28 protein-coding genes are annotated in these 24,483 nt (G+C 35.4%); 12 read left to right on the top strand and 16 right to left on the bottom strand.

Going from position 1 to position 24,483, the window contains the following annotated elements; genetic code table 11:
- A complete protein-coding gene (gene coaD, locus ABJH90_RS04360) occupies window positions 1-456 on the bottom strand; it encodes a pantetheine-phosphate adenylyltransferase (RefSeq protein WP_348136894.1) in 456 nt (151 codons plus the stop codon).
- 35 nt (window positions 457-491) lie between these two features.
- Window positions 492-1,466, bottom strand: coding sequence for a D-alanine--D-alanine ligase (locus ABJH90_RS04355; RefSeq protein WP_348136892.1), 975 nt, complete (start codon window positions 1,464-1,466; stop codon window positions 492-494).
- Window positions 1,467-1,577: 111 nt separating this feature from the next.
- Here ABJH90_RS04355 and ABJH90_RS04350 point away from each other — a divergent pair, with 111 nt between their 5' ends.
- From ABJH90_RS04350 to ABJH90_RS04335, 4 genes are all read left to right on the top strand, one after another.
- A complete protein-coding gene (locus tag ABJH90_RS04350; RefSeq protein ID WP_348136890.1) occupies window positions 1,578-2,165 on the top strand; it encodes a PASTA domain-containing protein in 588 nt (195 codons plus the stop codon).
- A 3-nt stretch (window positions 2,166-2,168) separates the two neighbouring features.
- On the top strand, window positions 2,169-3,194 hold the full coding sequence (locus tag ABJH90_RS04345; RefSeq protein ID WP_348136888.1) for an RluA family pseudouridine synthase: 1,026 nt from the start codon (window positions 2,169-2,171) through the stop codon (window positions 3,192-3,194).
- 97 nt (window positions 3,195-3,291) lie between these two features.
- The gene (gene yaaA / locus ABJH90_RS04340) at window positions 3,292-4,053 is read left to right on the top strand and encodes a peroxide stress protein YaaA (RefSeq protein WP_348136886.1); all 762 of its coding nucleotides are present in this window, start codon (window positions 3,292-3,294) and stop codon (window positions 4,051-4,053) included.
- 57 nt (window positions 4,054-4,110) lie between these two features.
- Complete coding sequence (locus ABJH90_RS04335) at window positions 4,111-4,476, top strand: hypothetical protein (protein ID WP_348136884.1); 366 nt, start codon at window positions 4,111-4,113, stop codon at window positions 4,474-4,476.
- Here ABJH90_RS04335 and ABJH90_RS04330 read toward each other — a convergent pair.
- Window positions 4,473-4,601, bottom strand: coding sequence for a 30S ribosomal protein THX (locus tag ABJH90_RS04330; protein WP_348137957.1), 129 nt, complete (start codon window positions 4,599-4,601; stop codon window positions 4,473-4,475). The genes ABJH90_RS04335 and ABJH90_RS04330 overlap by 4 nt on opposite strands.
- Window positions 4,602-4,733: 132 nt before the next feature.
- Between ABJH90_RS04330 and ABJH90_RS04325 the strand changes: the two genes are divergently transcribed.
- The gene (locus ABJH90_RS04325) at window positions 4,734-5,402 is read left to right on the top strand and encodes a uracil-DNA glycosylase family protein (protein ID WP_348136882.1); all 669 of its coding nucleotides are present in this window, start codon (window positions 4,734-4,736) and stop codon (window positions 5,400-5,402) included.
- A gap of 265 nt (window positions 5,403-5,667) precedes the next feature.
- A complete protein-coding gene (locus ABJH90_RS04320) occupies window positions 5,668-8,214 on the top strand; it encodes a phosphoenolpyruvate carboxylase (RefSeq protein ID WP_348136880.1) in 2,547 nt (848 codons plus the stop codon).
- Between the two features lie 77 nt (window positions 8,215-8,291).
- On the opposite strand, the gene ABJH90_RS04315 is transcribed toward ABJH90_RS04320, so the two are convergent.
- From ABJH90_RS04315 to ABJH90_RS04255, 13 genes are all read right to left on the bottom strand, one after another.
- The gene (locus tag ABJH90_RS04315) at window positions 8,292-9,785 is read right to left on the bottom strand and encodes a M20/M25/M40 family metallo-hydrolase (protein ID WP_348136878.1); all 1,494 of its coding nucleotides are present in this window, start codon (window positions 9,783-9,785) and stop codon (window positions 8,292-8,294) included.
- Window positions 9,786-9,825: 40 nt separating this feature from the next.
- Window positions 9,826-10,050 carry a hypothetical protein gene (locus ABJH90_RS04310; RefSeq protein ID WP_348136876.1) on the bottom strand — a complete coding sequence of 75 codons (225 nt, stop codon included), beginning with the start codon at window positions 10,048-10,050 and terminating at the stop codon, window positions 9,826-9,828.
- Entirely contained in the window at window positions 10,047-10,820 is a 774-nt protein-coding gene (gene trpA, locus ABJH90_RS04305; protein ID WP_348136874.1) for a tryptophan synthase subunit alpha, read from the bottom strand. Before trpA ends, ABJH90_RS04310 begins: the two co-directional genes overlap by 4 nt.
- Before the next feature lie 14 nt (window positions 10,821-10,834).
- Window positions 10,835-12,016, bottom strand: coding sequence for a tryptophan synthase subunit beta (gene trpB / locus ABJH90_RS04300; protein ID WP_348136872.1), 1,182 nt, complete (start codon window positions 12,014-12,016; stop codon window positions 10,835-10,837).
- A 13-nt stretch (window positions 12,017-12,029) separates the two neighbouring features.
- Entirely contained in the window at window positions 12,030-12,671 is a 642-nt protein-coding gene (locus ABJH90_RS04295) for a phosphoribosylanthranilate isomerase (RefSeq protein ID WP_348136870.1), read from the bottom strand.
- Window positions 12,668-13,453 (bottom strand): indole-3-glycerol phosphate synthase TrpC, encoded by a 786-nt coding sequence (trpC, locus tag ABJH90_RS04290; RefSeq protein WP_348136868.1) that lies wholly within the window; start codon window positions 13,451-13,453, stop codon window positions 12,668-12,670. Before trpC ends, ABJH90_RS04295 begins: the two co-directional genes overlap by 4 nt.
- A complete protein-coding gene (trpD, locus tag ABJH90_RS04285) occupies window positions 13,453-14,445 on the bottom strand; it encodes an anthranilate phosphoribosyltransferase (protein WP_348136866.1) in 993 nt (330 codons plus the stop codon). Before trpD ends, trpC begins: the two co-directional genes overlap by 1 nt.
- A 37-nt stretch (window positions 14,446-14,482) precedes the next feature.
- Window positions 14,483-15,046 (bottom strand): aminodeoxychorismate/anthranilate synthase component II, encoded by a 564-nt coding sequence (locus ABJH90_RS04280; protein ID WP_348136864.1) that lies wholly within the window; start codon window positions 15,044-15,046, stop codon window positions 14,483-14,485.
- Window positions 15,047-15,066: 20 nt separating this feature from the next.
- A complete protein-coding gene (locus ABJH90_RS04275) occupies window positions 15,067-16,464 on the bottom strand; it encodes an anthranilate synthase component I family protein (RefSeq protein ID WP_348136862.1) in 1,398 nt (465 codons plus the stop codon).
- A 263-nt stretch (window positions 16,465-16,727) separates the two neighbouring features.
- Complete coding sequence (locus ABJH90_RS04270; RefSeq protein ID WP_348136860.1) at window positions 16,728-18,269, bottom strand: aryl-sulfate sulfotransferase; 1,542 nt, start codon at window positions 18,267-18,269, stop codon at window positions 16,728-16,730.
- Window positions 18,270-18,488: 219 nt separating this feature from the next.
- A complete protein-coding gene (locus ABJH90_RS04265; protein WP_348136858.1) occupies window positions 18,489-19,067 on the bottom strand; it encodes a YceI family protein in 579 nt (192 codons plus the stop codon).
- A gap of 45 nt (window positions 19,068-19,112) precedes the next feature.
- Window positions 19,113-19,745, bottom strand: a complete 633-nt coding sequence (locus ABJH90_RS04260) for an NAD(P)H-dependent oxidoreductase (protein ID WP_348136856.1) — start codon at window positions 19,743-19,745, stop codon at window positions 19,113-19,115.
- A gap of 8 nt (window positions 19,746-19,753) precedes the next feature.
- Complete coding sequence (locus ABJH90_RS04255) at window positions 19,754-20,200, bottom strand: MarR family transcriptional regulator (protein ID WP_348136854.1); 447 nt, start codon at window positions 20,198-20,200, stop codon at window positions 19,754-19,756.
- 134 nt (window positions 20,201-20,334) lie between these two features.
- On the opposite strand from ABJH90_RS04255, the gene ABJH90_RS04250 reads away from it, so the two are divergent.
- From ABJH90_RS04250 to ABJH90_RS04225, 6 genes are read left to right on the top strand one after another with little or no spacing between them, the layout of a single operon-like run.
- On the top strand, window positions 20,335-20,874 hold the full coding sequence (locus tag ABJH90_RS04250) for a TlpA disulfide reductase family protein (protein ID WP_348136852.1): 540 nt from the start codon (window positions 20,335-20,337) through the stop codon (window positions 20,872-20,874).
- Window positions 20,875-20,884: 10 nt separating this feature from the next.
- A complete protein-coding gene (locus tag ABJH90_RS04245) occupies window positions 20,885-21,499 on the top strand; it encodes a thioredoxin family protein (protein WP_348136850.1) in 615 nt (204 codons plus the stop codon).
- 58 nt (window positions 21,500-21,557) lie between these two features.
- Entirely contained in the window at window positions 21,558-21,866 is a 309-nt protein-coding gene (locus tag ABJH90_RS04240) for a rhodanese-like domain-containing protein (RefSeq protein WP_348136848.1), read from the top strand.
- Between the two features lie 58 nt (window positions 21,867-21,924).
- A complete protein-coding gene (locus tag ABJH90_RS04235) occupies window positions 21,925-23,205 on the top strand; it encodes a DUF2851 family protein (protein ID WP_348136846.1) in 1,281 nt (426 codons plus the stop codon).
- Window positions 23,206-23,217: 12 nt separating this feature from the next.
- The gene (locus ABJH90_RS04230; RefSeq protein ID WP_348136844.1) at window positions 23,218-23,445 is read left to right on the top strand and encodes a PspC domain-containing protein; all 228 of its coding nucleotides are present in this window, start codon (window positions 23,218-23,220) and stop codon (window positions 23,443-23,445) included.
- Window positions 23,446-23,447: 2 nt separating this feature from the next.
- Window positions 23,448-24,455: an NAD-binding protein gene (locus ABJH90_RS04225; RefSeq protein ID WP_348136842.1), complete on the top strand. Its 1,008-nt coding sequence runs from the start codon at window positions 23,448-23,450 to the stop codon at window positions 24,453-24,455.
- Window positions 24,456-24,483 lie beyond the last annotated feature (28 nt).

Raw genomic sequence — 24,483 nt, 5'->3', positions numbered from 1 at the left:
TCAAGATAATTTAACAGTATCAGGTACTAAAACACTATAATCTCCTCCATTTCTGATTACGTCTCTTACAATTGATGAGCTGATAAATGATTTACCGGAAGCGGTAAGTAGAAAAACTGTCTCAATTTCTGAAAGCTTCCTATTGGTATGTGCAATTGCCTTTTCAAACTCAAAATCTCCCGGGTTTCGCAGTCCGCGAAGGATATATGTTGCATCTACTTTCTTACAAAAATCTATTGTCAGGCCTTCATAAGTCATAATTTTGACTTTTGGCTCGTTTTTAAAAGCCTCTGAAATAAACGTCATCCGCTCTTCAAGAGAAAACATATATTTTTTATCAGCATTTATTCCGATAGCAATAATCAGTTCATCAAAGAGGTATATTCCCCTTTCAATAATATCGGAATGACCCAACGTTATCGGGTCAAAGGAACCTGGAAAAATAGCGCGCTTCATTAGGATTTGTAGTTTACAAGTTAAATGTACTCAATTTACTTCAATGCTTCATTTATGGCGTTTTCAAAAAGTTCCGGTAAACTAATACCAGCAATTTGAGCCTGCTGGGGTAAGATACTCTCTTCTGTTAAGCCTGGAGTTGTATTCATCTCTAACATGTAAGGCTCGTTGCCGATAAAAATAAATTCGCTTCTGGAGAAACCTTTCATTTTTAAAACTTCATAAGCTTTTTTGGCCTGATATCTTATGTTTTCTTCCTGAGTTTTGGTCAAACGGGCAGGGGTGATTTCCTTTGATTTTCCCTCATATTTGGCTTCATAATCAAAAAAATCGTTATCTGTTATTATTTCAGTTAATGGCAAAACCATGGTTTCGCCTTTGAAGGTTATGACGCCAACGGAAACTTCTGTACCGTTGAGAAAAGATTCAATAATAATCTCATCGTCCTCAAGAAGTGCCTTGTCAATTGCTACTTGTAAATCTTTTTTCTCATAAACTTTCGAGATACCAAAACTACTTCCAGCTTTGTTTGCTTTTACAAAGCAGGGAAGGCCAACTTTTTCAACAATAGCCGAATGGTCAATAGAATCTCCCAGATTCAGATAATAAGAATTTGCGGCCTTAATTCCATAAGGTTTAAGTGTACTTAGCAAATCTCTTTTATTAAATGTCAGGGCTGCCTGATAATGACTGCATGAAGTATGAGGAATTTTTAAAAGGGCAAAATAAGCCTGCATCAATCCATCTTCCCCTGGTGAACCATGAATTGCATTAAATACGCAATCGAATATGAGAATACGATTCTGAATCTTTATCGAAAAATCGTGCCTGTTTACGATTGTTTCATTTTCGTCTTTATCCAGGTAAACCCATTTTTCTTTGGAAATTACAATACGATATGCATTAAATTTTTCCTTGTCTAAATGTTTATAAACCACATTACCACTCTTAATTGAGATCTTATACTCACTGGAATAACCCCCCATGATAATGGCAATATTCTTTTTCATGTAATGTTATATATATATGTAGTCATAACATGTTTAGACAAATATCACGATTTTAACGTAAATAAAAAATGATAGGGTTTCCTATATTTGTGCCATATATAAAAAAAAGCAATGAAGAATTTTTGGAATTTTCTTAGAAGTAAAGTTTTTCTGTTCAATATAGGGCTTGCTTTTTTAGTGATAGTTGTTTTATCCATATTAGCCTTGCAATGGTTAAACAAATCAACAAAACATGGAGAGTTTGTTGAGGTCCCGGATTTATCAAAGTTATCTGTTATGGAAATGAGAGGTGTAATAGAGGACGCGAATTTGCGATATGAAGTATTGGATTCAGCCAATTTTAATCCTGAATATCCCAGGTTTTCTATAATTGAACAGGATCCTCCCGCAGGAAATAAAGTAAAAGAAAATAGAAAAATATATATTACGGTTAACCCTTCCGGTTATAAAAAAGTAACAGTACCAAATATTATTCAGGTTACTCAACGCAATGCAGGGTCAATGCTCCGGGCAGTTGGATTAGATATTGAACGTGTCACTTATATTGATGAGTTAGGAAAGGATATGGTATATTATATTAGGTATAAGGGTAAGACCATAAATCCTGGCGACAAAATTCCAAAAACTTCAAAAATTGAACTGGTCTGCGGAAACGGAACAATAACGGGCCGGGCGCAGGTCAAAGCCGATTCGGAATAGGAAATGGCACTTGACAACACTTCAGATCCTGAAGAGGATGAGCTTTACGAGCATTATAATTTCGTTGCTTCCAAAGGGCAGGAACCCTTACGCGTAGATAAATTTTTAATGAATTTTATTGAAAATGCAACTCGGAATAAAATTCAATTAGCTGCAAAGGAAGGCCATATTTGGGTTAACGAATCTGTTGTAAAACAAAACTACAAAGTAAAAGCAGGGGATGAAGTTAAGGTGTTTTTTGAACACCCACCTTATGAGTTTTTGTTATCTCCCGAAGATATCCCTTTGAATATTGTCTATGAAGATGAAAGCCTTCTGGTTGTAAACAAACCTGCCGGAATGGTAGTACATCCTGGGCATGGTAATTATTCAGGCACTTTAATTAATGCCTTATTACATCACATAAAAGGCTTACCTGTAAATTCTGACGAAAGGCCAGGTCTGGTTCATCGTATAGACAAAGATACTTCCGGATTATTGGTAATTGCTAAAACAGAAATGGCCATGACTCATTTGGCAAAACAATTTTTTGATAAAACCAGCGAGAGAGAATATGTGGCACTGGTTTGGGGAAATATAGATGCGGACGAAGGAACCATCGAAGGGCATATTGACCGTAATCCAAAAAACCGACTTCAAATGCAAGTTTTTCCTGAGGGTGATAAGGGAAAAGCTGCAATTACACATTATAAGGTTTTAGAACGTTTGGGATATGTAACTCTGGTTTCTTGTAAACTAGAGACTGGAAGGACACACCAGATTCGGGTACATATGAAATATATAGGGCATACTATTTTTAATGACGAACGCTATGGGGGTGATAAAATATTAAAGGGAACTACTTTTACCAAATACAAACAGTTTGTAGAAAATGCTTTTAAAATACTGCCAAGACAGGCTTTGCATGCTAAGACCCTTGGATTTGTGCATCCTGCAAGTGGTAAAATGATGCGATTTGATAGTGAATTGCCCGATGATATGGCCAATTGTATTGAGAAGTGGAGGCATTATTCCCGGCATTCTCAATAGCAATAAATTTCGTTGATAGAGGTATTGATAAGTCTTTTCATTCTTATGAAGGAATTCACAAAAATCCTCTTTACTTTTATCTTAAAATTATTGAAATATGAAGATTGTGCTATCTCCCGCCAAGTCGCTAGACTTTGAACGTCCTATACCTACGGTAAAATTTACACAACCAGAGTTTCTTGAGCAGTCGGAAAAACTTATTAAGGTATTGGTAAAGAAAAACCCCAAGTCCTTATCCAAATTAATGAGTATTTCAAATGACCTGGCTGAATTAAACTGGGAACGCAATCAAAAGTTTTCACTCCCATTCACTCCGGAAAATGCCCGACCTGCTATATATGCTTTCAATGGGGATGTTTATCAGGGATTAGATGCATATAGTATTTCTGAGAATAAATTGGAAAAGTTGCAGGACACACTTCGAATCCTTTCAGGGTTATATGGCGTTTTAAAGCCTCTTGATCTTATTCAGCCATATCGTTTGGAGATGGGAACAAAAATAAAAATTGGTCGTAAAAAGAATCTTTATGACTTTTGGAAACAGAGTGTGACTAACTTTTTAAACGATGAACTGGAAGACGGAGAGCTTTTTATTAATCTCGCCAGTAATGAGTATTTTGGCGCTGTGGATGAGAAAAAATTAAAAACCAATGTAATTACTCCTGTATTTAAGGATTGGAAAAACGATAAACTCAAAGTAATTAGTTTCTTCGCTAAAAAAGCCCGGGGTTCTATGGTACGTTATATAGTGGATACGGATGCAAAAACTCTTGAAGACATCAGGGGATTTAATCTGGACGAATATATCTACAGTAAGGAGCACACTTTAAGAGAAAATCAACCTGTTTTTATTCGATAGAATAATTTTCTTAAGCAAACGTTTATAATATGAAGTTCTATTGATAAACAACTTGCAATGAAAAATATTGGTTTTATTCTACTGACCTTTTTAGTATTTACATTTAGCTGTACAGACAGAGATGATAATGTAGATACAGTCAATATCCGTATCACGAATGATAGTAATATTAATTTTGATGAAGTACAGGTAGGTACTAATGAAGAATTATATACAAATGTAGGACCAGGCGATTATTCAAATTATTTGGTATATGAGATTGCTTATCAGTATGCCTTTGTTGAAATCAAATCAGGGGAGGACATCTATGTACTTCAGCCGATTGATTTTGTCGGGGAAACAGAACTTCCCATTGGCTTTTACACCTATAAGCTAAGTATAAATGAAGAAGGAGAAGTTGGTCTGCAGTTTATTGTTGACTAGGCTTTGCCTTTAGTCTTTTTTTTCTTTACAACTACCACTTTTGCCTTTGACTTTTTCGGTCTTCGAGCTCCATACGATTTATTGGAAATCTTACCTCTCTTGGTTTTTATATCCCCTTTACCCATAAGTACTATATATTTCACTTAAAGTACAAAATTTAGTATTAAAAAGCAATCTGCCGTTTTTGCTTTTTTGCAAAATACTATCTTTATAACTTTGAGAGATTATTTAGAAATCAGCAAAAATTAGAATTCAAATTGTTTTTACATACCCATCCTTATAAACCTTTTTTATTTGATGATGCCACAAAACTCATTGTAGGGACACTACCACCGCCCAGGTTTACGACCAGGGATTTGAGGGAAAGAGATGTCGATTTTTGTTATGGAAGCAGGGATGGTCAGTTATGGCCAATTTTGAATCAAATTTTTGGATTGAATTTAAAGTACGAAACGACCAGTGAGGCCGTAAAACAGCGTATGGATTTTTTAATAGAACAAAAAATAGGAATCTGCGATATTGTTCAAAGTGCACAGCGAATAAAAGTAGATGCATCCGATTTGGGAATGAAGAATGTTACCCTTAGAAACCTTATTGCTTATTTACATAAATACAGTAAGGTAGAATGGTTATTGTTTACTGGAGGAAATAGCAAAAATGGACCGGAATATTTTTTTAGAAAACATATTAAGGAGCATGGTTTAAGGTTAGAGCCAATTTCTGAAGAGATTCCCAGGGTACATGAGTTTACACTTTCCGGGAATTTAAAAAGAACCATCAGAACGGTATCCTTAACAGCTCCATCCGGTTCCGCTAATAGGGCTATTGGTAGTTTTGTTTCTTATAAAAAGATAAAGGCGTTGAATCCAGATTATACAACATTGCAATTCAGAGTAGATCAATACCGTACTTTTTTTAAGAACTAAAATATTGTCGGGCATACAAGTTGATTAAATCTGGTGAATTAGTAAAAAATACTTTCGTAGAATTATCTTTTAAATTTTGGAAGGATTGTTTTTCAAATCGAAATTTAATTTGAGATATATGTTTGTTTTTTAATGAGGAAAAATTATTTTGTGATTTACTACTTTTAGGTTTAAAGATTATATTATTATGCGGATATTTAGAGGCTTAAAACCAATAATTAAGTTCGACAATTAAGAGGATTCAATTGAATAGTTAAGAAAATTTATGCATCAGACAGATAGATTAGAGGAATTTAAAAAATCGGTAAAAAATAAATTCTACGTTTATAATAGCTTGTTTTTAAATTTGCCCTATCAAGGTATCGAAAATGTGGGGATGCTCATTCCCCTTTTGTTCGATCAATGCGAAAAAGGATTGAAATCTGGCAAAAATCCACAACAAATATTAGATTCATTTTTCCAGAATTATGTAAATATTAATACTGAACAAGAAAGAATTGATTTTATGTTCAGTATAATTCAATATGTTGAGCGGCAGGTGGTATTGTATGATAGTGTAGAAGACGCCGCTTTTCCAAAGCTACATGAACACTCAAGCTCTTTATCCATAAAAGATTATTTTCAATTAGTTGATAAAAATAAGAGCTGGGAAAAAATTGCAAAGAAATTATCAACCTTTAGTGCGCGGATTGTTTTAACTGCTCATCCCACTCAATTCTACACCCCTGCTGTACTTGATATCATTGAAGAATTAAAATCGCTAATTCTTGAAGATAAGATCAATGATATTGATGTTGTTCTCCAACAGTTAGGGCTCACTTCGTTGATAAATACAAAGAAACCTACACCATTAGATGAGGCAAAAAATATTATTTACATTCTTAGAAATGTTTACTATGATGCAGTCGGGGATTTATTCACATATATTAAGAGCAATATAGAGAATGATGATTTTGACAATTACAATATTATTAAACTTGGGTTTTGGCCTGGTGGTGACAGAGACGGGAATCCATTTGTAACGGCAGATATTACTAAGGATGTGGCGGATGAGCTTCGTATTAATCTAATGAAATGTTACTATAACGACCTCAAAATTCTTCGTAAGAAACTTACTTTTAAATACCTTCGTCCTGACCTGAATGATTTAAGGGACAGGCTTTACGTCTCAATGTTCGATCGCAATAAAATAGTGAACTATGATGATATTATCGGGCCATTAATTACAGTGCGAGAAATTCTGATAGACAAGTACAATTCGCTTTACCTGAAACAACTGGATGATCTTATTGACAAAGTAAAAATTTTCAAGACACATTTTGCTACTCTGGATATTCGTCAGGACCACAGTAAACACAAACTGGTAGTTGAAACGGTTCTTAAGACCAATGGTTACATTAAAGAAAGCCTTGATGAACTTGAAGAAGATAAATTAACAAATTTACTTCTAAATGAAAATTTGAAATTAAATCCTAAGGATTTTAATGATGAAATTGTAAAAGATACCATTGCAAATATCTCCAACTTAAAAGACATTCAGAATAAAAACGGTGAAGAAGGTTGTAACCGATATATTATAAGTAACTCAGAGGATATTTATTCTGTTCTTTTTGTTTACGGGCTTTTCAGATGGTGCGGTTGGGAGAAGGGTAAAATTACTTTTGATATCGTTCCGCTTTTTGAAACAATGAACGGAATGGATACTGCCGAGGCCACCATGCAATACCTATTTGATTTACCTGACTACCGTTCGCATCTCGAACAGCGCGGAAGTAAGCAGACCATGATGCTCGGATTCTCGGATGGAACAAAAGATGGAGGTTATTTAAAAGCCAATTGGTCTATATTAAAAACCAAGGAAGTTTTATCCAAGGTTTGTTCGAAGAACAACGTCGATGCAATATTTTTTGACGGCAGGGGTGGACCACCGGCGCGAGGGGGTGGAAAAACTCATCGCTTTTACGCTGCACAAACTAAGGATATAGCCAATAATGAAATACAATTAACTATTCAGGGCCAGACCATCACAAGTACGTATGGCACCAAGGAGCAGTTTATGCATAATTCAGAACAGTTATTAACGGCTGGCTTATCAAACAACCTCTTTGGTAAAGAAAATGTGATCTCCAGGGAATCACGAAAGTTGATGGAAGAACTCTCTGATCTTAGTTTTGCTAAATACGACGACCTTAAGCAACATGAAAAGTTTATTTCATATCTCGAAAACAGGAGTACACTGAAATATTATACCAAGGCTAATATTGGTAGCAGACCTGGTAAGAGGGGTCAAAAAGCAAAATTAGAACTCACGGATCTGAGAGCAATATCTTTTGTAGGGTCATGGAGCCAACTCAAACAAAATGTACCTGGTTATTTTGGTATAGGTACGGCTATTAAAAAACTGAAAGACGAAGGAAGACTCAGAGAATTAAAGACGTTATTCAAGGAAGTACCCTTCTTTGAAACTTTAATGCTTAACAGTATGATGTCTTTGTCAAAGTGTTATTTTGAGCTCACAAGTTATATGAAGGATGATAAGGAATATGGCGATTTCTGGAATATCCTGCATAATGAATATCTGTTGTCAAAACAGATGCTATTGCTTATCAGCAATTCGGAAATACTTATGGAAAACGAAGCCGTTTCAAGAGAATCAATTAAAATCAGGGAAAATATTGTATTGCCTTTATTAGTAATTCAACAATATGCCCTGCATCAAATTAGCGAGAATTCTGATTATAAGGCACTTTACGAAAAAATAGTTACGCGTTCTTTGTATGGCAATATCAACGCAAGCAGAAATTCTGCATAACCATTGTTTGGAATGGGTTTTTAATATAATTTAAAGCACTTTGAAGATTCTTAACTCAAAAAAGACTGATAATCTTTTTATTCAATTTTGTTGCTCATAATTCCATAAAACACCTGAATACCATATGCAATCTGACCAATTTTTAAATTTTCGTTAGGGCTGTGTTGATTGTTATCCGGATTCACAAGAGGAACAAGAAAGGCAGGAATCTTAAGTTCGTTAATAAAGGGTGCAATTGGAACAGTCCCGCCCATGATCCTGATTTGTACTACATCCTCTGAGAATGTTTTTTTAAATGTTTCTGCCAGATAAATCCCGTATGGATTGTCCAAATCTGTTCTGAATGCGTCCGTTACTGTGCCCTCGGTAATGGTGATGATTTTATCGTGTTTCATTCTTTGGCTCTTATCCGGGACCTCGGCCATAACATAATACCCTTCATTTTCGACATGTTTCCTGACAAGGTTTTTTAGACGATTGCCATCGGATTCCGGTACAAGCCGAATGTCAATTTCAGCAGTTGCACTTGCAGGGACGATCGTCCTTGCTTTTTCACCAACCCAGCCCGAAGATAGCCCCCGAATATTTAATGATGGATATTGCAGGGCTTCCTGATAAAATGTGCCCACTTTTTCAGCCTGATTAATCTCAAGGTAAGAATTGATGACTTTTCCGTCATCAGGTACACTTTGTAGGATATTTAATATTGATTCATCAATACTTATACCATCATAGTAGCCATCAATCAGGACTTTGCCGTCATTATCCTTCATGCTGGCTAACACCTGGGCCAGTTGAAACCCGGGATTTGGGGCATAATTGCCATAATGACCACTATGCTGTGGCGCTATTGGACCATAGGTAGTTAGCGTTAAAGTTGTTATTCCTCTGGTACCATAAGCAATTGTTGGTTTGCCGGAAGAATGCACTGGGCCATCAGAAATTACTAAAAAATCTGCCTCTAACAATTCTCTATATTCCTTTACGGCCTTTGGCAAAGGGGCACTACTTTTTTCTTCTTCACCATCTAATATTACTTTTACATTAAATGGAATTTCCACATTGTTTTTTTTCAAAAGATCTATGGTGTTCAGGAACATAACAATAGGCCCCTTGTCGTCTGAAGTGGAACGGCCAAATAGACGCCAATCATAATTCACATCCTCCTTTAAATCATCAAATGAAAGCGTTTTCCATTCATCATTATCCTTTGTTTTAAGCACTACTTTATAAGGATCTGGTTGATCCCACTTGGAAGGATCCACAGACTGTCCATCGAAATGCATATAAAAGAGAATGGTTGGTTTATTATCTTCCATTGGGAGGGCTGCAAAAAAAAGCGACTCTCCTTCAGTGGGGAGTACAGATGAATTGAACCCCCTTTCATTAAATTTTGTGGTGAGCCATGAAAGATTTCTGTTGATATCTGAATGATCTAAAGCATCATTAGGGATCGCTATAAATTCTCGAAGTTCATCAATAGTATGCCTTACTTGAGATTTCAATTCAAGGTCTTGTGCGTTGTTACTCCAAAAAATGAGAAGAAATAATGGGGCTATTAATTTTTTCATATAGTCATGTGAATTGATAAAGATTTAAAAATAGGGATTTCTATGAGTTGAGCAAATGCTTTAGCTTTAAAATAAGCAAGCGAAATAAAAGTACAAATGGAATTCCATGTAAAGCAAGATCAAACCAATCCATAGGTTTCATGCCAATAGCTCCTCCAAAAACCCATTTTAATTTACCCCAAAAATGAGGTTCCGGAAAAAACGGAGCCAACCCTAAGGTTAGGCATAATAAGATTATAATTTTCCAATTGTTAATTATACTCATGACAGGGGTTTAATGGTTTTAATAAATTCTGAAATTCCAATCTTACCCTTTTTTGACAGCATTTTTATAAAAGCAGAACCAATTATAGCGCCCTTGGCAGTTTTTGTAGCCTGCTTAAATGTTCGGGCATTACTAATACCAAATCCTACAATTTGAGGGTTTTTAAGATTCATCCGGGCAATTCGCTCAAAATAAGCTTCTTGCTCTTCTCCCAATCCTTGTTTAGCTCCAGTGGTACTTGCTGAACTTACCATGTAAATAAATCCCTCTGAAGCGTCATCTATTTGTGAAATTCGGGATTCACTGGTTTGTGGAGTAATTAGAAAAATGTTGATTAAGCCATATTTCTTAAAAATAGTCTCATATTCTTCCTTGTATACGTCCAGAGGTAAATCTGGAAGGATAAGACCATCAATTCCAATTTCATGACATTTTTTACAGAAGTTCTCTACCCCGTACTGCAAAACAGGATTAAAATATCCCATGACGATCAAGGGAATTGAAACAGTTTTTCGAATTTCTTTTAATTGATTAAACAGTAACTCTGTTCCCATGCCATTTTTTAACGCTATTGTGGAACTTTTCTGAATTGTAGGCCCATCTGCCAAAGGATCACTGAATGGCAAGCCTATTTCTATCATATCAACACCGTTTTTTTCCAAATCCTGAATAATAGAAACCGTATCATTTAGGTTGGGATAACCGGCAGAGAAATATATGGAAAGTAGTTTTTTGTCTTCTCCCAGCTTTTTTTGTATTCTGTTCTTCATTGTATAGAAACCAATTATAATTTGAAATAATCTATATAGGTCTGTAAATCTTTATCACCTCTGCCTGATAGGTTTATGACAACAATATCGTCTTGTTCAAACTTTTTGTGGTCAAATATGGCGAAGGCGTGTGATGTCTCTATAGCAGGTATAATACCTTCTAACTGAGATACCATTAAACCTGCTGTCATGGCTTCCTCATCGGTAATAGAAATAAATTCACCCCTCCCGGAGGTGTAAAGATGGGCATGCATAGGACCTACACCCGGGTAATCCAGACCCGCAGAAATAGAATATGGTTCAGTTATCTGACCGTCTTGAGTTTGCATAAGTAGTGTTTTACTACCATGAATAATTCCGACCTTTCCCAGAACAGAAGTTGCTGCACTTTCTCCAGAATGAACTCCTTTACCGGCGGCTTCCACAGCAATTATCCCAACATCTTTATTATCCAGATAATGATAATAAGCACCAGCGGCGTTGCTTCCACCTCCTACACAAGCTACAACATAATCGGGGTTCGGAGTACCTTCTTTTTCTAGTAACTGAGACTGTATTTCCTCTGAAATTACCGACTGGAATCTGGCTACCATGTCTGGGTAGGGATGCGGACCAACAACCGAACCAATAATATAATGGGTGTTTACCGGATTATTTATCCAGTCGCGTATAGCCTCATTTGTAGCATCTTTGAGCGTTCTGCTTCCTGATAGGGCAGGCCTTACTTCTGTTCCTAACATTTTCATTCTGGCCACATTAGGTGCTTGACGTGCAATATCTATTTCACCCATATAAACCACACACTCAATTCCCATAAGCGCACAAACTGTAGCAGTAGCTACTCCGTGCTGTCCGGCGCCTGTTTCTGCAATGATTCGTGTCTTACCCAATCTTTTGGCCATTAAAATTTGCCCAATGGTATTATTGACCTTATGGGCCCCTGTATGGCATAAATCTTCCCTTTTCAGATAAATTTTTGTTTTATATTTATCCGAAAGACGTTTGGCAAAATAGAGAGGTGTTGGCCTTCCTACATAATCTTTTAATAAAGTTCGAAATTCTTTAATAAAAGATGGTTCTTCCATAATCTGAAGATAGTTTTGCCTGAGTTCTTCAGTATTAGGGTATAACATTTCTGGTATAAATGCCCCACCAAACTGCCCGTAATAGCCTTTTTCATCGGCATGATAAGTCATATTATTGTATTTTTTATGAGTTGGTTTCAAATAACCGATTCTTAAATTTCTTTAATTTATCTATATCCTTTAGGCCGGGAGATAATTCAAATTTACTGTTGACATCAATGGCATGACAATATTTAGATTCTTCTTTTTGAAGAAATTCTAAAACATTATCAAGTTCCTCGAGACCTATTCCACCACTTAGGAAATAGGGTTTTTTTGATGGATACCCCTTCAGGACTTCCCAATTAAATTGGTATCCATTGCCACCGGGTAACTTACCCTTTGTGTCGAATAAAAAGAAATCCGATGATTTCTCATATGGACTAAGTTGTGAGAAATCAAATCTGTCTTTTATACTAAATACCTTAAGAATGTCAATCTTGATATTTTGGTTTTCAAATTGCTCTTTTAGATTAGCACAGAATTCAGGGGATTCATTTCCATGTAATTGTATGGCATTTAACCCATATGTATTGGTGTAATTTAAAATTTCATCAATATTGGCATCAACAAAAACTCCAACTTTGCTGGTCGCCCTGTGCAATTTAGGAATGGACCCGTCAAAAAAACGTTTGGAAGGCTTCCAGAAGATAAACCCGAGGTAATCTGGTTGCAAATCTGCAACCTCCTCTATATTATGCTTCATGCCACAGATCTTTAGTTTCATGTCGTCATTTGGTTTATAAATTCCCTGGCACTCTCTCCAGGATTCGTTGTCTTCATAAAGTTTTCTCCAACGAGGAAACCCCTATATCCAAATTCTCTTAGTGTTTTAATAGCAGTAACAGAGCTAATGCCACTTTCGGAGACCTTGATAAATTCATCAGGAATCTGTTGTGAGAGTACAGCGCTGGTTTCCAAGCTAACTTCAAAGGTTTTTAGGTTACGGTTATTTACTCCTAACATATCTAAACTGGGCATCATTGATTTAATTAACTCTTCTTCATTATGGACTTCCAGTAAAACATCCAAACCTAAACTTTTTGCTAATTCTGATAAAACCTTTATTTGTTTTCTTGTTAAAATAGCGGCAATAAGTAAAATAGTGTCGGCCCCGTATGCACGGGCTTCTATAATTTGGTATTCGTCAATGATAAACTCCTTTCTTAATAGTGGAAAATCAACGGCGGCTCTTGCTATTATTAAATCATCAAGGGACCCTCCAAAATATTTGGCGTCTGTTAAAACAGACATGCCACAAGCTCCGGCATTCAAATACCCTATGGCAACGTCCTGTACACTTGAATTTTGATTGATCACAGATTTAGAAGGGGATCTTCTTTTGTGCTCTGCAATAATCCCTGTTTCACTTTTTCGCAATGCCTTAGACAAGGATACTGGTTGCCTTTGGAAAAGTAATGAAGCCTCCAATTGTCTAACCGGGATTACAGTTTTTTTTAGTTGTAACTCCTTTTTCTTATCTACCACAATTTTTTCTAATATATCCATCAGGCACTTAATTGCTGTAATTTTTTTAAGGCATTTAACCCATTTTTGTTAAGTAGGGATTCTTTCGCTTTTTCAAAACCTTGTTTTGGACTAATATCTAAAACTGTGGCGATCGCCACTCCGGCATTTGCACAGACAACATTGTTTTGAGCTTCTGTGCCTTTTCCCTGCAATATATCCATGAATATTTGGGCTGATTTGTCAATGCTTTCACCTCCTGCTATTTCATTTTCCTTTACAATTTCCACTCCAAAATCTGAGGGATTTAAAATGGCCTCCGTATTGTTTGAAATAGTTTTAGTACTCCCCGTCAATGAAATCTCATCATATCCGTCAAGAGCATGGAGAACTGTATATTTTTTATCGGTATTCTGATAGAGATACCCATACATTCGGGCTAATTCTAAATTAAAAACTCCAACTATTTGATTTTTAGGAAAGGCAGGATTTACCATTGGCCCAAGCATATTAAAGAAAGTCTTAACTCCAAGTTCACGCCGTATAGGTGCTACATTTTTCATGGCGGGATGAAACAAGGGGGCGTGCAATACACATATCCCAGCTTCGTCTATTGATTTTCTGAGAAAGTCAGGATCATTGCTGAATTTCACACCTAGAAACTCCATGACATTACTGCTCCCACAGGTAGAAGACACCCCATAATTACCATGTTTGGTTACCTTAATACCGGCTCCTGCTGTAACAAAGGAAGCCAGAGTAGAAATATTAAAGGTATCCTTACCATCACCTCCTGTTCCGCAAAGATCAATTGGATTGTATTCAGATAGATCTATGGCAAGACAAAGTTCCAACAGCGCATCCCGAAACCCTTCCAACTCTTCAATAGTAATACTGCGCATCATGTATACAGTAAGAAATGCGGCGATTTGGCTATTGTTATAGGTTCCTTTGGCAATATTAACCAATACCTGCTTAGCATCTTCTTTGGAGAGGATGTCATGATTGATCAATTTATTTAGAATCGTTTTCATTTGTTTTAAATTTAATAAGGAATCAAAAACAGCTTAATTAATTCATAAGCCAATTTTCAAGAATTTGCTTGCCTTGTGGAGTGAGTACAGATTCTGGATGAAATTGAACAGCGCAAACATCATAAGTTTTGTGCCTTATTGACATTGGCTGGCCATTCCCATCAAATGAAGTAGCTTCCAGAACGTCTGGGAGTTGAGGATCAACAACCCACGAATGATATCTGCCTACTTCAATTTCCTTTGGTAAGCCTTCAAATAAAGGCTCCTCATTTTCAAGAATTATTTTTGTTGCGACCCCATGATAAACTTCTTCCAAATTTATCAACTTACCACCAAAAACTTCGCCTATAGCCTGTTGGCCAAGACAAACTCCAAATATACTCTTAGTTGGTGCATATTTGGCAATTATTTCTTTAAGAAGCCCGGCTTCATCAGGGATTCCTGGACCCGGCGAAAGTACTATTTTCTCAAAATCATCAACTTCCTCCAATTTTAGCTGGTCATTTCGTTTAACCACTACTTCGCAACCCAAATCCTCCAGATAATGTACCAGGTTATAAGTAAAGCTATCGTAATTATCTATTACCAGTATTTTATTCATGACTTATTCATTGTTCTTTTTCAGATAGTTTCTGCAATTTCCAGAGCTTTATTAAGTGCTCCCAATTTGTTGTAAGTTTCCTGTAACTCTTTTTCCGGTTCAGAGGCAGCTACTAAACCCGCTCCTGCCTGGTAATGAAGTTGGTGATTCTTACTTAAGAAGGTTCGGATCATAATGGCGTGATTGAAATCTCCGTCAAAATCCATAAAGCCGATAGCCCCACCGTAATAATCCCGGTTCGTGGTCTCATACTTTTCAATTAACTGCATAGCCATATGCTTGGGGGCCCCGCTTAGGGTACCTGCCGGAAAAGTGTCAGCGACAACTTTCATAGTTGGTGTTTCTTGTTTCTTTTGACCTGTAACTTTGGAAACAAGATGAATAACATGAGAAAAGAACTGGACTTCCTTATAGTTTTCAACATTTACCATATTCCCATGTCGACTTAGATCGTTACGGGCAAGGTCTACAAGCATAACATGCTCGCTATTTTCCTTGACATCTTCTGTTAGTTTTTTAGCTAATAAAGCATCTTCTTCATCATTACCGGTTCTTTTGAAAGTACCAGCAATTGGATGTATTTCAGCCTTCCCGTCTTTAACAATTAATTGTGCTTCCGGTGAACTGCCAAAGATTTTAAAATCTCCATAGTCAAAATAAAACAGATATGGAGAAGGATTAATAGAGCGAAGGGCTCGGTATACATTAAATTCATCTCCTTTAAATCCTTGTGAAAACCTTCGTGAAAGGACTAATTGAAAAACATCACCTCTTTTACAATGCTTTTTGGCCAGGGATACATGTTCTTTGTATTCTTCATCATTGAGATTTGAGGAAGCTTTACCTTCTTTTCTGAAGTTATAGGAGGCAAAATTTCTTATATTAAGAAGTTGTTCAATTTCTGAAATATTATTATCAGAATCATAGCAATGAGCAAATATATAAGCCTCATTTTTAAAATGATTTATGGCTATTATATTTTGATAAACAGCATAATAAATATCAGGAATATCCAGGGAGCTGTCTTTTTTTGTGATAGAAATATCTTCGAAGTACCTAACTGCATCATAGGACATATACCCAAACAATCCATTATTTATAAATTTAAAACCGTTAGATTCGGTCTTGAATTTTTGGCTGAAGGCGTGTATAATTTCCACAACATCAGTTTCACTGTTTATAGTTATCTCATTAGCAGAGTTGTCCGGAAACAACTGAGTAATTTGTTCATCCTTCACCTTTATAGAGGCTATAGGATTACAACAGATATAAGAAAAGGTATTATCATTTGCCCTGTAATCACTACTTTCCAAAAGAATACTATTAGGAAACTTATCACGAATTTTTAAATAGACGCTAACCGGGGTAATAGTGTCAGCGAGTATCTTTTTATAATATGTTTTAAGTTCATATGCCATAATCTGCAAAAATTTAAATACTAACTAATTCTGAAAAATCAAAAAGGCTTGTCGTGATAGACAAGCCTTTTCGTATAGTAATACTACAATGGTGCTTAGCTCACGACTTTATACGTAAGTTATTCCACCACCAAGTATTTACTATTCTAAAATTCATTGAGTCAAATATAGAAAGGAATTTCATAATTACAAATCAATTTAAAGGAAATATAGATCCAAAACCCAATATTACATGAAGTGATTATAATTAATAGTGCCGATTCCTAATACTTCAATTCTAATCGCTCAGATCGATATAAAATATCTGTTTGACCCCAGGAACTGCTTTTGTTGCCATTTTCACTTTTAAAATGTAGTGTTGCTTCAAAAACCTCTTTATCAGTTTCATAGTCTACCTCAACTATTTTAGCAGATAGTTTTGTTCCTTGTTTTAGATAACCTGAAGTAACCAGAATATTATTTGAATTGTACAGATAGTCTGTATCACTTACAATAGTGGAGAAAAATTCGGACCCTCTTTCTTTGCCATATTGCCAAATCTGCTTAGTAGTTTTATCTTTTTCATTTATTTTATATATCACTGCACGGGAATAATGAATGTTATTTTCAAAATGTCTAAAGGTGCCATTATCAAATACCAAAAGATTGCCATCGGGCATTATAGACGGGGAATGCATTCCCCAGGGAAAGTCAAATTCTTCTGCTCTTTCACTCCCATCCTGAACAGCTTTGCCATATGGCCCCCCTTCAGAATCAACAGCTGTTAATATATAAGGCTTTGTTTCAAAACCCTTTCCTTCTCTGCCAGATTTACCCCAACCTTTTTTTGGTGCCATAATCCATTCCAGAGTGTCATTCCAGGAAATTTTGATCAATCCCTGATTTTTTCCAGATACAATAATTGAATTATCACTTTGATCAAAAGCCAACCCATTCATATGTAGCCAATCACCCGGTCTAAAAAAGTTCAAATCATTTCTACTCACATCTAAATGTTTGGCTAAATCCCATACCCGTAAAATTTTCGAATTTTTTCGGTCAAATGCCATAATGAAGTCACTATCCGATCTGACCTTCTTGCCATCCAAGTTTATGAATTGACCTCTTATACCAACACATATCAATAAATTTCCGTCTGGCAACTCAAGAACATCATGGTGCATACCATAATTTGTATTTATTTTAGTTTCTCTTAGTGGTTTACCCAACATATCAAATTCGTAAATAACATGCCTGCTCACCATTAAAATTGTTCCATCCTTAAGTCGTTGAAATGGACTAACCATTTTACCGGCAAAACTTAAATCTAAATACCAGCGTATCTGGCCCTGGTCGTCAAAAATTAAAGGCCCTGAATTGAATTTACCATTATTGGCAAAATGAATGTCACAAGCGTGCATGCCTGGTTCCATTTCATTCCGATTTAACTTGTTAATGGTTATATCTGGAAAATGACTAGGGTTGTTCTCTGTTTTTATTTTTATGGTATCTATTACTTCTCCACCTTCATAATCTAAAGTAACAAGAACATCGTTATTAGTATTAGGATATAAACCTACTACGGGAATCTCTAACCGGGTGGCGTTAAGTTCAAAAGTTTGCTCTACCGGTGTAGAACCCAGAACTTTAATAGTAACGTTGCAAGGTTTTTCTGCTTCAATATTTAAAATAGCCGTTAACGGCGATATTTTGTATGGGTTCAAAGTTGTTTCTATAGAATAACTAAACTCAGAACCGCAACTGCTAAAAAGTAATGGTACAAAAACCATTAAAAAAACCAAGCGAGATATTGCTTTTGATGTCATTTTTAATTTTTGTTTAAAAATATAGCTTTAGATCTGATTTTGCTTACTTTTTTACCAAAAGATGACTTAAAATATGTTGTGTTTATTAGGCGTATAGCAAGGAAATAACTCCACACGATTTACATGAAATCGTAGATTCTTATTTTTTGATTTTATCAAATAAAAAATCCTGAATATTATTAAGAATATTCAGGATTTAATAAAACGGGGGAATATGAACTAGAATTCCAGATCCACTACCAAATCGAATTCATCATAAATGGTTTTATCACCCAAGTCATCAAAGAAACTTCCTGATCCATACTTAACATCATATTGGGCTCTGTCTACTTTTAAAGTGGCTGTTGCTTTACTTCCATAAACAGAAACATCAAAAGTAACTGGCTTAGTTATCCCTTTAATGGTAAGATCTCCCTGTACTTCATAAGAATTTTTACCAGAGACTTTAACTTTTGTAAATACCAGGGTAGAATTTGGATGGTTTTCAACTCCAAAGAAATCGTCAGACTTAAGATGGCCTTCTAATTTACCTTTATATTCTCCTTCAAGATCTGTGGATATCAACGAGGTCATATCCACATCAAATTCTCCACCTGTCAGTGTTCCATCATCAAAAATTAAGGCTCCTGAATTAAGATTAACAGTACCTGTATGAGAACCGGTTACTTTGTAAGCTTTCCAGGTTACCTTACTCTCATTTGTTTTTACTTCTTTCTTTTCTTCCTTTATTGGAGTATTAGCAACAGCGGTTGCTCCAAAAACTATGGCCAGTGCCAGACTTAATACATTCTTTTTCATGTTTCTATATTTAATTTGTTCAAATGATTGTTTTAATATTAGGCTTTATATATGTGTGAATAATAATTCTTTTGATTGTCGAACTTTTTTATAATGCTGGGTGTCATCTTCCTCGGCTCTGTAACCTATTGCGGCTACTACGGATGAATTTAGTCCTTTGTTATTTAAACCTAAAAGTTCATTATAGACTTCAGGATTAAAACCTTCCATGGGGCAGGCATCAATTTTTAAACTCGCAGCTGCTGAAAGTAAATGGCCTAAAGCCAAATAGGTCTGCCTTGCGGTCCAAGTTTCTTTTGTTTTGTTAGGAAGATCTACCAATTTAGATTTCATAAAATCTCCATAAGGCTGTAAATTACTTAGTTCAATTTCTCTTGTGTCGCTAACATTAGTTAAATAGTTATCAATTAGCTCGGTGTCAAAACTAGTATTGTTAGCAAAGACGATTAAATGAGATGCATCTGTGATTTGCGATTGATCCCATGAGGCTGCTTTTAATTTTTCCCTTAGTTCAATATCCTTTATTATAAAGATATGGTAGGGTTGGAGCCCAAATGAAGAGGGACTTAAACGAATAGCTTCTAATAAAGTATTCAAATCTTCTTCAGATATTTGTTTTTGGCTATCAAATTTTTTGGTTGCATATCGCCAATTGAGGCTTTCAAGGTACTTGTTCATATTTGCTATTAAAATTTATTGAATAAAAGATTTAATTGTTCAAGTTCTAAGTCGGAAAAATTGGCTAAAATTTCTATTTCTGCTTTCTCCAGTACATGGTCCATTTCAGATAGCGCTTTTAATCCATCCTTGGTAATGGTAATCTCCACTTTCCGCCGGTTAGACAAGCATACAATCCTCTCAACATAACCCTTCTTTATTAATTTATCTACCAAACGGGTGGTGTTGCTCATTTTACTAATCATTCTCTCGTTTAAAGTCGATAGATTAGCCGGTTTACTCTGCTGACCTCTCAGTATGCGTAGGACATTAAATTGTTGTGTCGAAATTCCAAAAGGTTTAAGGGAATGTGAGATATTTTCAGAAACCTTGTTATGAATCAACATTAAATGAATAATAGTCCTGCTTCTTAAGGGAATCTTCTTCTCCGTTTTTATTAAAGCCTCAACATTCATGTACTTACAATATTTGTATATACAAATGTAAATAATCAATAATAACCAACAACATTTGAGCAGATAAAGTTTTGTTAAATTTATTATGTCTTATTTACAGTTGCTTAATTTTATAAGGATAAGAAACAATCTAAATGATCCGTCTTAGCCTGTGCTTAAGTATCCTGCTTTTTATAGGATGCGGAGTTAAAGAAAGTAAGAACACAAACTTTGAGAATTCAGATTTAGTTAAAAATGAATTCATTCCTGCTGATAGTTTGGGTATACCGGTATATAATTTTGATCAATTAGAACCTTTCTTGAATAAGAAAGATGATAACATTTATATTATCAACTTTTGGGCAACTTGGTGTGCGCCATGCATAAAAGAATTACCATATTTTGAAAAAATCAACCTGCAGGGAAAGGCGAATAATTACAAGGTGATATTGGTTAGCCTGGATATGCCTTCAATGTGGAAATCTAAGTTACTTCCTTTTATAAAAACTAAGAAAATACAATCGAAGGTGGTAGTGTTAAATGACCTGGATCAAAATAGATGGATCCCAAAAATTGATAAGAACTGGTCCGGGGCAATTCCCGCTACTTTGATCTACAATCGTAAAAAAAGAAAGTTCTATGAACAGGCTTTTACCTACGAAATGCTAAATAAAGAAATACAAGAATTCAGATAAATAAGTAAACATGAAATATCTCTGGGCAAATTTTATTTTAATCGCAATTTTTTTGAGCGATACTGGTTATTTTAAAGAAATTGACAAGGGTTATGATATTGGGGATTATGCAACTGACTTTAGTCTTCCTGATATTAATGGTAAAAACGTCTCATTATCAGATTATAAAGAAGCCATGGGGTTTTTAGTAATTTTTACCTGTAACACTTGCCCTTATGCAATCGCCTACGAAGACAGGATTATTGCCCTTGATAAAAAATACAAGACAAAGGGAGTGCCGGTAATTGCAATAAACCCTAATGACCCTAATTTGCAGCCCGAAGATGGTGTAACATACATGAAAAAACGTGCAATGGAAAAAGGGTTCACATTTCCATATTTGGTTGATAATGGACAGAAAATATTTCCCCAATATGGGGCAACTAAAACTCCACATGTGTATTTACTCGAAAAAACCAATCAGGGAAATGTTGTGCGTTATATTGGAACAATTGATGACAACTATTCCAATGCGTCTGCAGTTAAGATAAAATATGTTGAAAATGCTATAGATGCCATGTTAAAAGGAGAGGAAATATCAATTACAACTACCCGGGCTATAGGCTGTTCAATAAAGTCGCGATAACGGTAAATGTTTGCGAAAAGAGCAGGAGTTTGTACCTTCGCTGAGAAATTGAAATAAAATGGCAGATTTATTACAAGAGGAATGGGTGGAGCAATTCGAGAAGGATGATAAAGCTTTTATTCTGGATGTTAGAACCCCGGAAGAAGCAGATCAGGGACAAATTCCTGAGTCGACCAATCTAAATATTTATTTGGGACAAGAATTTTTAGAAGAGCTGGAGAAATTAGATAAATCTAAAAATTATTATGTTTACTGTAGATCTGGCCAGCGAAGCCGGCAGGCTTGTGCGATAATGAATAGTATAGGCATTCCCAATGCCTACAACCTCATGGGGGGAATTCTGGAATGGCAGGGTGATATAATCTAATAATCTTAAACCCTTAATGCTGCATCCCACTTTCAGTGGGTTCTTTTATTTTAGGAGCATGCGTGAAGATCTCCTACACTACATCTGGAAAAATGGAAAAATTCCATTTGCAAATCTATACACCTCCAGACAGAAAACACTTCAAATCATATCCCTGGGAATTCATAATCATGATGCGGGACCTGATTTTTTTCATGCTAAATTGGAAATTGATGGACAACTTTGGGTAGGAAATGTAGAAATCCATGTAAAATCTTCTGATTGGTATTCACATCAGCATAATATGGATACTAATTATGACAATGTAATTTTACATGTAGTTTGGGAAGAAGATACAGTGGTATATAGGAAAAACAAGGAAGAAATACCTGCTCTTGAACTTATAAATTTTATACCAGGATATATACTGGCAAACTATTATAAAATATTTAAGTCATCCAAAGATAACTTTATCAATTGCGAGAGGGAGATATATTCTATTGATAAATTTAAATTTTCGGCTTGGTTGGAACGGCTATATTTTGAGAGGCTGGAAGAGAAATCTAATGAAATAAACAGATTGTTGATAGAAGCGAAAAACGATTGGGAAAAAGTACTTTTCATACTATTATTGAAAAACTTTGGACTAAAGTTAAACAGCGAAGCTTTTTTAAGTCTCGGAAGAGCACTTGAATTTGGAATTGTCCGGAAGTTAAGCCAAAATGTTTTTCAGTTGGAAAGTGTTCTATTTGGTTTAGCAGGGCTATTGGATAATGAATCGTCTAAGGACAAGGTTTTAAGACAAATGAAAAGGGAATATTTTTATTTGAGGGATAAATTCAAGATTAAAGAGAGCAGTGTTCAGAGTCCGTCTTTTTTTAGATTACGCCCTGCCAACTTTCCTACTATCCGCTTATCACAACTTGCTAATCTATATGCCACATCTCCACAATTATTTGGAAATATCATGGCTATTAAGGAAGTCCACCAGGTTTATGAAATTTTCAGTATATCTACGAGTAAATACTGGCAAAAACATTATGTTTTTGGCAAGATATCACCTAAAAGAGAAAATAAACTTACCAAGAGTTTTATTAATTTATTACTTATAAATACTATACTCCCAATGATTTTTTGTTATTCCAAATGGCAGGGGATAGATGTAAGTTCAAGGATAATTATGATTATAAACAAACTAAAAAGTGAGGATAATAAAATTATTAGAAAATTTAATAATCTTGGAGTTAATTGTGGCAATGCTATGTATAGTCAGGCCATACTGCAACTTTATAATACTTATTGTACTGAAAATAGATGTCTGGAATGTGTAGTAGGAGATAGTTTATTAAAAGGAAAATAGTATTTTTAAAAAATGAATATTTTCTATCGCCTTTTATATTATTTTCAAAAACGCGGCTTTGAAGTATGCAGACGGATCGCGGAGAGTCTCGGTATTAGGGCACGTGTTGTAAGAACCACTTTTATCTACCTAACGTTTGTAACTTTGGGCTTTGGTTTTGCATTATACCTGTTTTTAGCTTTTTGGCTGAGAATAAAGGATTTGATCTATACCAAAAGGAATTCGGTTTTTGACCTTTAGCTATGATAAGACTTTTTCGCTCTAAAATTTACATCGCAATTGCATTGATGTTATCGGTTTTGCTGGTAGGCTCTATGGGATATCATTTTATAACCGGATTATCCTGGTTGAATGCCTTTTATATGACCATTATTACGGTTACAACCGTTGGATTTAACGAAGTTGGTCCTTTGGAAACAGAAGGTAAAATATTTACGATTTTTTTAATAATATTCAGTGTCTTTATATTTGCCTACGCCATTTCTGTGATTACGGAATATTTATTCAGCAAAAATCAATTACAGCTACTAAAAACAAAAAAGGTGAAAAAAATGATCAACGGTTTATCCAATCATGTTATTGTCTGTGGTTATGGACGTAATGGAATGCAGGCGGTGGAACGACTTAAGGCGTACAAAAAACCTTATGTTGTTATTGAAAAGGACAAAGATATTATTGAAAAGTTTGAAGAAGATGTCTTGTTTGTTGAGGGTGATGCTAACGAGGATGAAACTTTGATATCAGCCCGTGTACACGACGCTCAATATCTTATAGTTACCTTACCGGATGATGCCGCTAATTTGTTCGTTGTATTGTCTGCAAGACAACTAAATCAAAAATTATTTATCATTAGCAGGGCTTCTCAGGTTACCTCTCAAAAAAAATTAAGATTAGCAGGAGCAGACAATGTTATCATGCCTGATAAAATTGGAGGGGATCATATGGCATCTTTGGTTGTAATACCGGATTTGATAACCTTTATGGATAAATTATCTACCGAAGGTGAAAACACCACCAATCTGGAAGAAGTTGCCATTGAAGATTTTGCAGGTCAAATGGAATGCAATTCCTTAAGGGATCTTGATCTTCGAAGAAAAACAGGATGTACCATCATTGGCTATATAGAGCCCGACGGAAATTATATAATTAACCCTGAAGCGGATTTGCCTTTAGAGCCTAATAGTAAAGTAATCGTTTTAGGAAGACCAGAGCAGATTAAAAAGCTTAACGAAATGTTTCATATAAACTAGGCCGCAAGAGATAATTATATTTTTTTGT

The sequence above is a fragment of the Eudoraea sp. genome, assembly GCF_039969275.1.
GTDB lineage: Bacteria > Bacteroidota > Bacteroidia > Flavobacteriales > Flavobacteriaceae > Eudoraea.
Note: the sequence above shows the minus strand (reverse complement) of the source record. Positions and strands in the feature narration are given on the sequence as shown.

Coding starts and splice junctions, on each gene's coding strand:
- coaD (WP_348136894.1), bottom strand. CDS start 456: ATGAAGCGCGCTATTTTTCCAGGTTCCTTTGACCCGATAACGTTGGGT.
- ABJH90_RS04355 (WP_348136892.1), bottom strand. CDS start 1,466: ATGAAAAAGAATATTGCCATTATCATGGGGGGTTATTCCAGTGAGTAT.
- ABJH90_RS04350 (WP_348136890.1), top strand. CDS start 1,578: ATGAAGAATTTTTGGAATTTTCTTAGAAGTAAAGTTTTTCTGTTCAAT.
- ABJH90_RS04345 (WP_348136888.1), top strand. CDS start 2,169: ATGGCACTTGACAACACTTCAGATCCTGAAGAGGATGAGCTTTACGAG.
- yaaA (WP_348136886.1), top strand. CDS start 3,292: ATGAAGATTGTGCTATCTCCCGCCAAGTCGCTAGACTTTGAACGTCCT.
- ABJH90_RS04335 (WP_348136884.1), top strand. CDS start 4,111: ATGAAAAATATTGGTTTTATTCTACTGACCTTTTTAGTATTTACATTT.
- ABJH90_RS04330 (WP_348137957.1), bottom strand. CDS start 4,601: ATGGGTAAAGGGGATATAAAAACCAAGAGAGGTAAGATTTCCAATAAA.
- ABJH90_RS04320 (WP_348136880.1), top strand. CDS start 5,668: ATGCATCAGACAGATAGATTAGAGGAATTTAAAAAATCGGTAAAAAAT.
- ABJH90_RS04315 (WP_348136878.1), bottom strand. CDS start 9,785: ATGAAAAAATTAATAGCCCCATTATTTCTTCTCATTTTTTGGAGTAAC.
- ABJH90_RS04310 (WP_348136876.1), bottom strand. CDS start 10,050: ATGAGTATAATTAACAATTGGAAAATTATAATCTTATTATGCCTAACC.
- trpA (WP_348136874.1), bottom strand. CDS start 10,820: ATGAAGAACAGAATACAAAAAAAGCTGGGAGAAGACAAAAAACTACTT.
- trpB (WP_348136872.1), bottom strand. CDS start 12,016: ATGACTTATCATGCCGATGAAAAAGGCTATTACGGGCAGTTTGGTGGG.
- ABJH90_RS04295 (WP_348136870.1), bottom strand. CDS start 12,671: ATGAAACTAAAGATCTGTGGCATGAAGCATAATATAGAGGAGGTTGCA.
- trpC (WP_348136868.1), bottom strand. CDS start 13,453: ATGGATATATTAGAAAAAATTGTGGTAGATAAGAAAAAGGAGTTACAA.
- trpD (WP_348136866.1), bottom strand. CDS start 14,445: ATGAAAACGATTCTAAATAAATTGATCAATCATGACATCCTCTCCAAA.
- ABJH90_RS04280 (WP_348136864.1), bottom strand. CDS start 15,046: ATGAATAAAATACTGGTAATAGATAATTACGATAGCTTTACTTATAAC.
- ABJH90_RS04275 (WP_348136862.1), bottom strand. CDS start 16,464: ATGGCATATGAACTTAAAACATATTATAAAAAGATACTCGCTGACACT.
- ABJH90_RS04270 (WP_348136860.1), bottom strand. CDS start 18,269: ATGACATCAAAAGCAATATCTCGCTTGGTTTTTTTAATGGTTTTTGTA.
- ABJH90_RS04265 (WP_348136858.1), bottom strand. CDS start 19,067: ATGAAAAAGAATGTATTAAGTCTGGCACTGGCCATAGTTTTTGGAGCA.
- ABJH90_RS04260 (WP_348136856.1), bottom strand. CDS start 19,745: ATGAACAAGTACCTTGAAAGCCTCAATTGGCGATATGCAACCAAAAAA.
- ABJH90_RS04255 (WP_348136854.1), bottom strand. CDS start 20,200: ATGAATGTTGAGGCTTTAATAAAAACGGAGAAGAAGATTCCCTTAAGA.
- ABJH90_RS04250 (WP_348136852.1), top strand. CDS start 20,335: ATGATCCGTCTTAGCCTGTGCTTAAGTATCCTGCTTTTTATAGGATGC.
- ABJH90_RS04245 (WP_348136850.1), top strand. CDS start 20,885: ATGAAATATCTCTGGGCAAATTTTATTTTAATCGCAATTTTTTTGAGC.
- ABJH90_RS04240 (WP_348136848.1), top strand. CDS start 21,558: ATGGCAGATTTATTACAAGAGGAATGGGTGGAGCAATTCGAGAAGGAT.
- ABJH90_RS04235 (WP_348136846.1), top strand. CDS start 21,925: ATGCGTGAAGATCTCCTACACTACATCTGGAAAAATGGAAAAATTCCA.
- ABJH90_RS04230 (WP_348136844.1), top strand. CDS start 23,218: ATGAATATTTTCTATCGCCTTTTATATTATTTTCAAAAACGCGGCTTT.
- ABJH90_RS04225 (WP_348136842.1), top strand. CDS start 23,448: ATGATAAGACTTTTTCGCTCTAAAATTTACATCGCAATTGCATTGATG.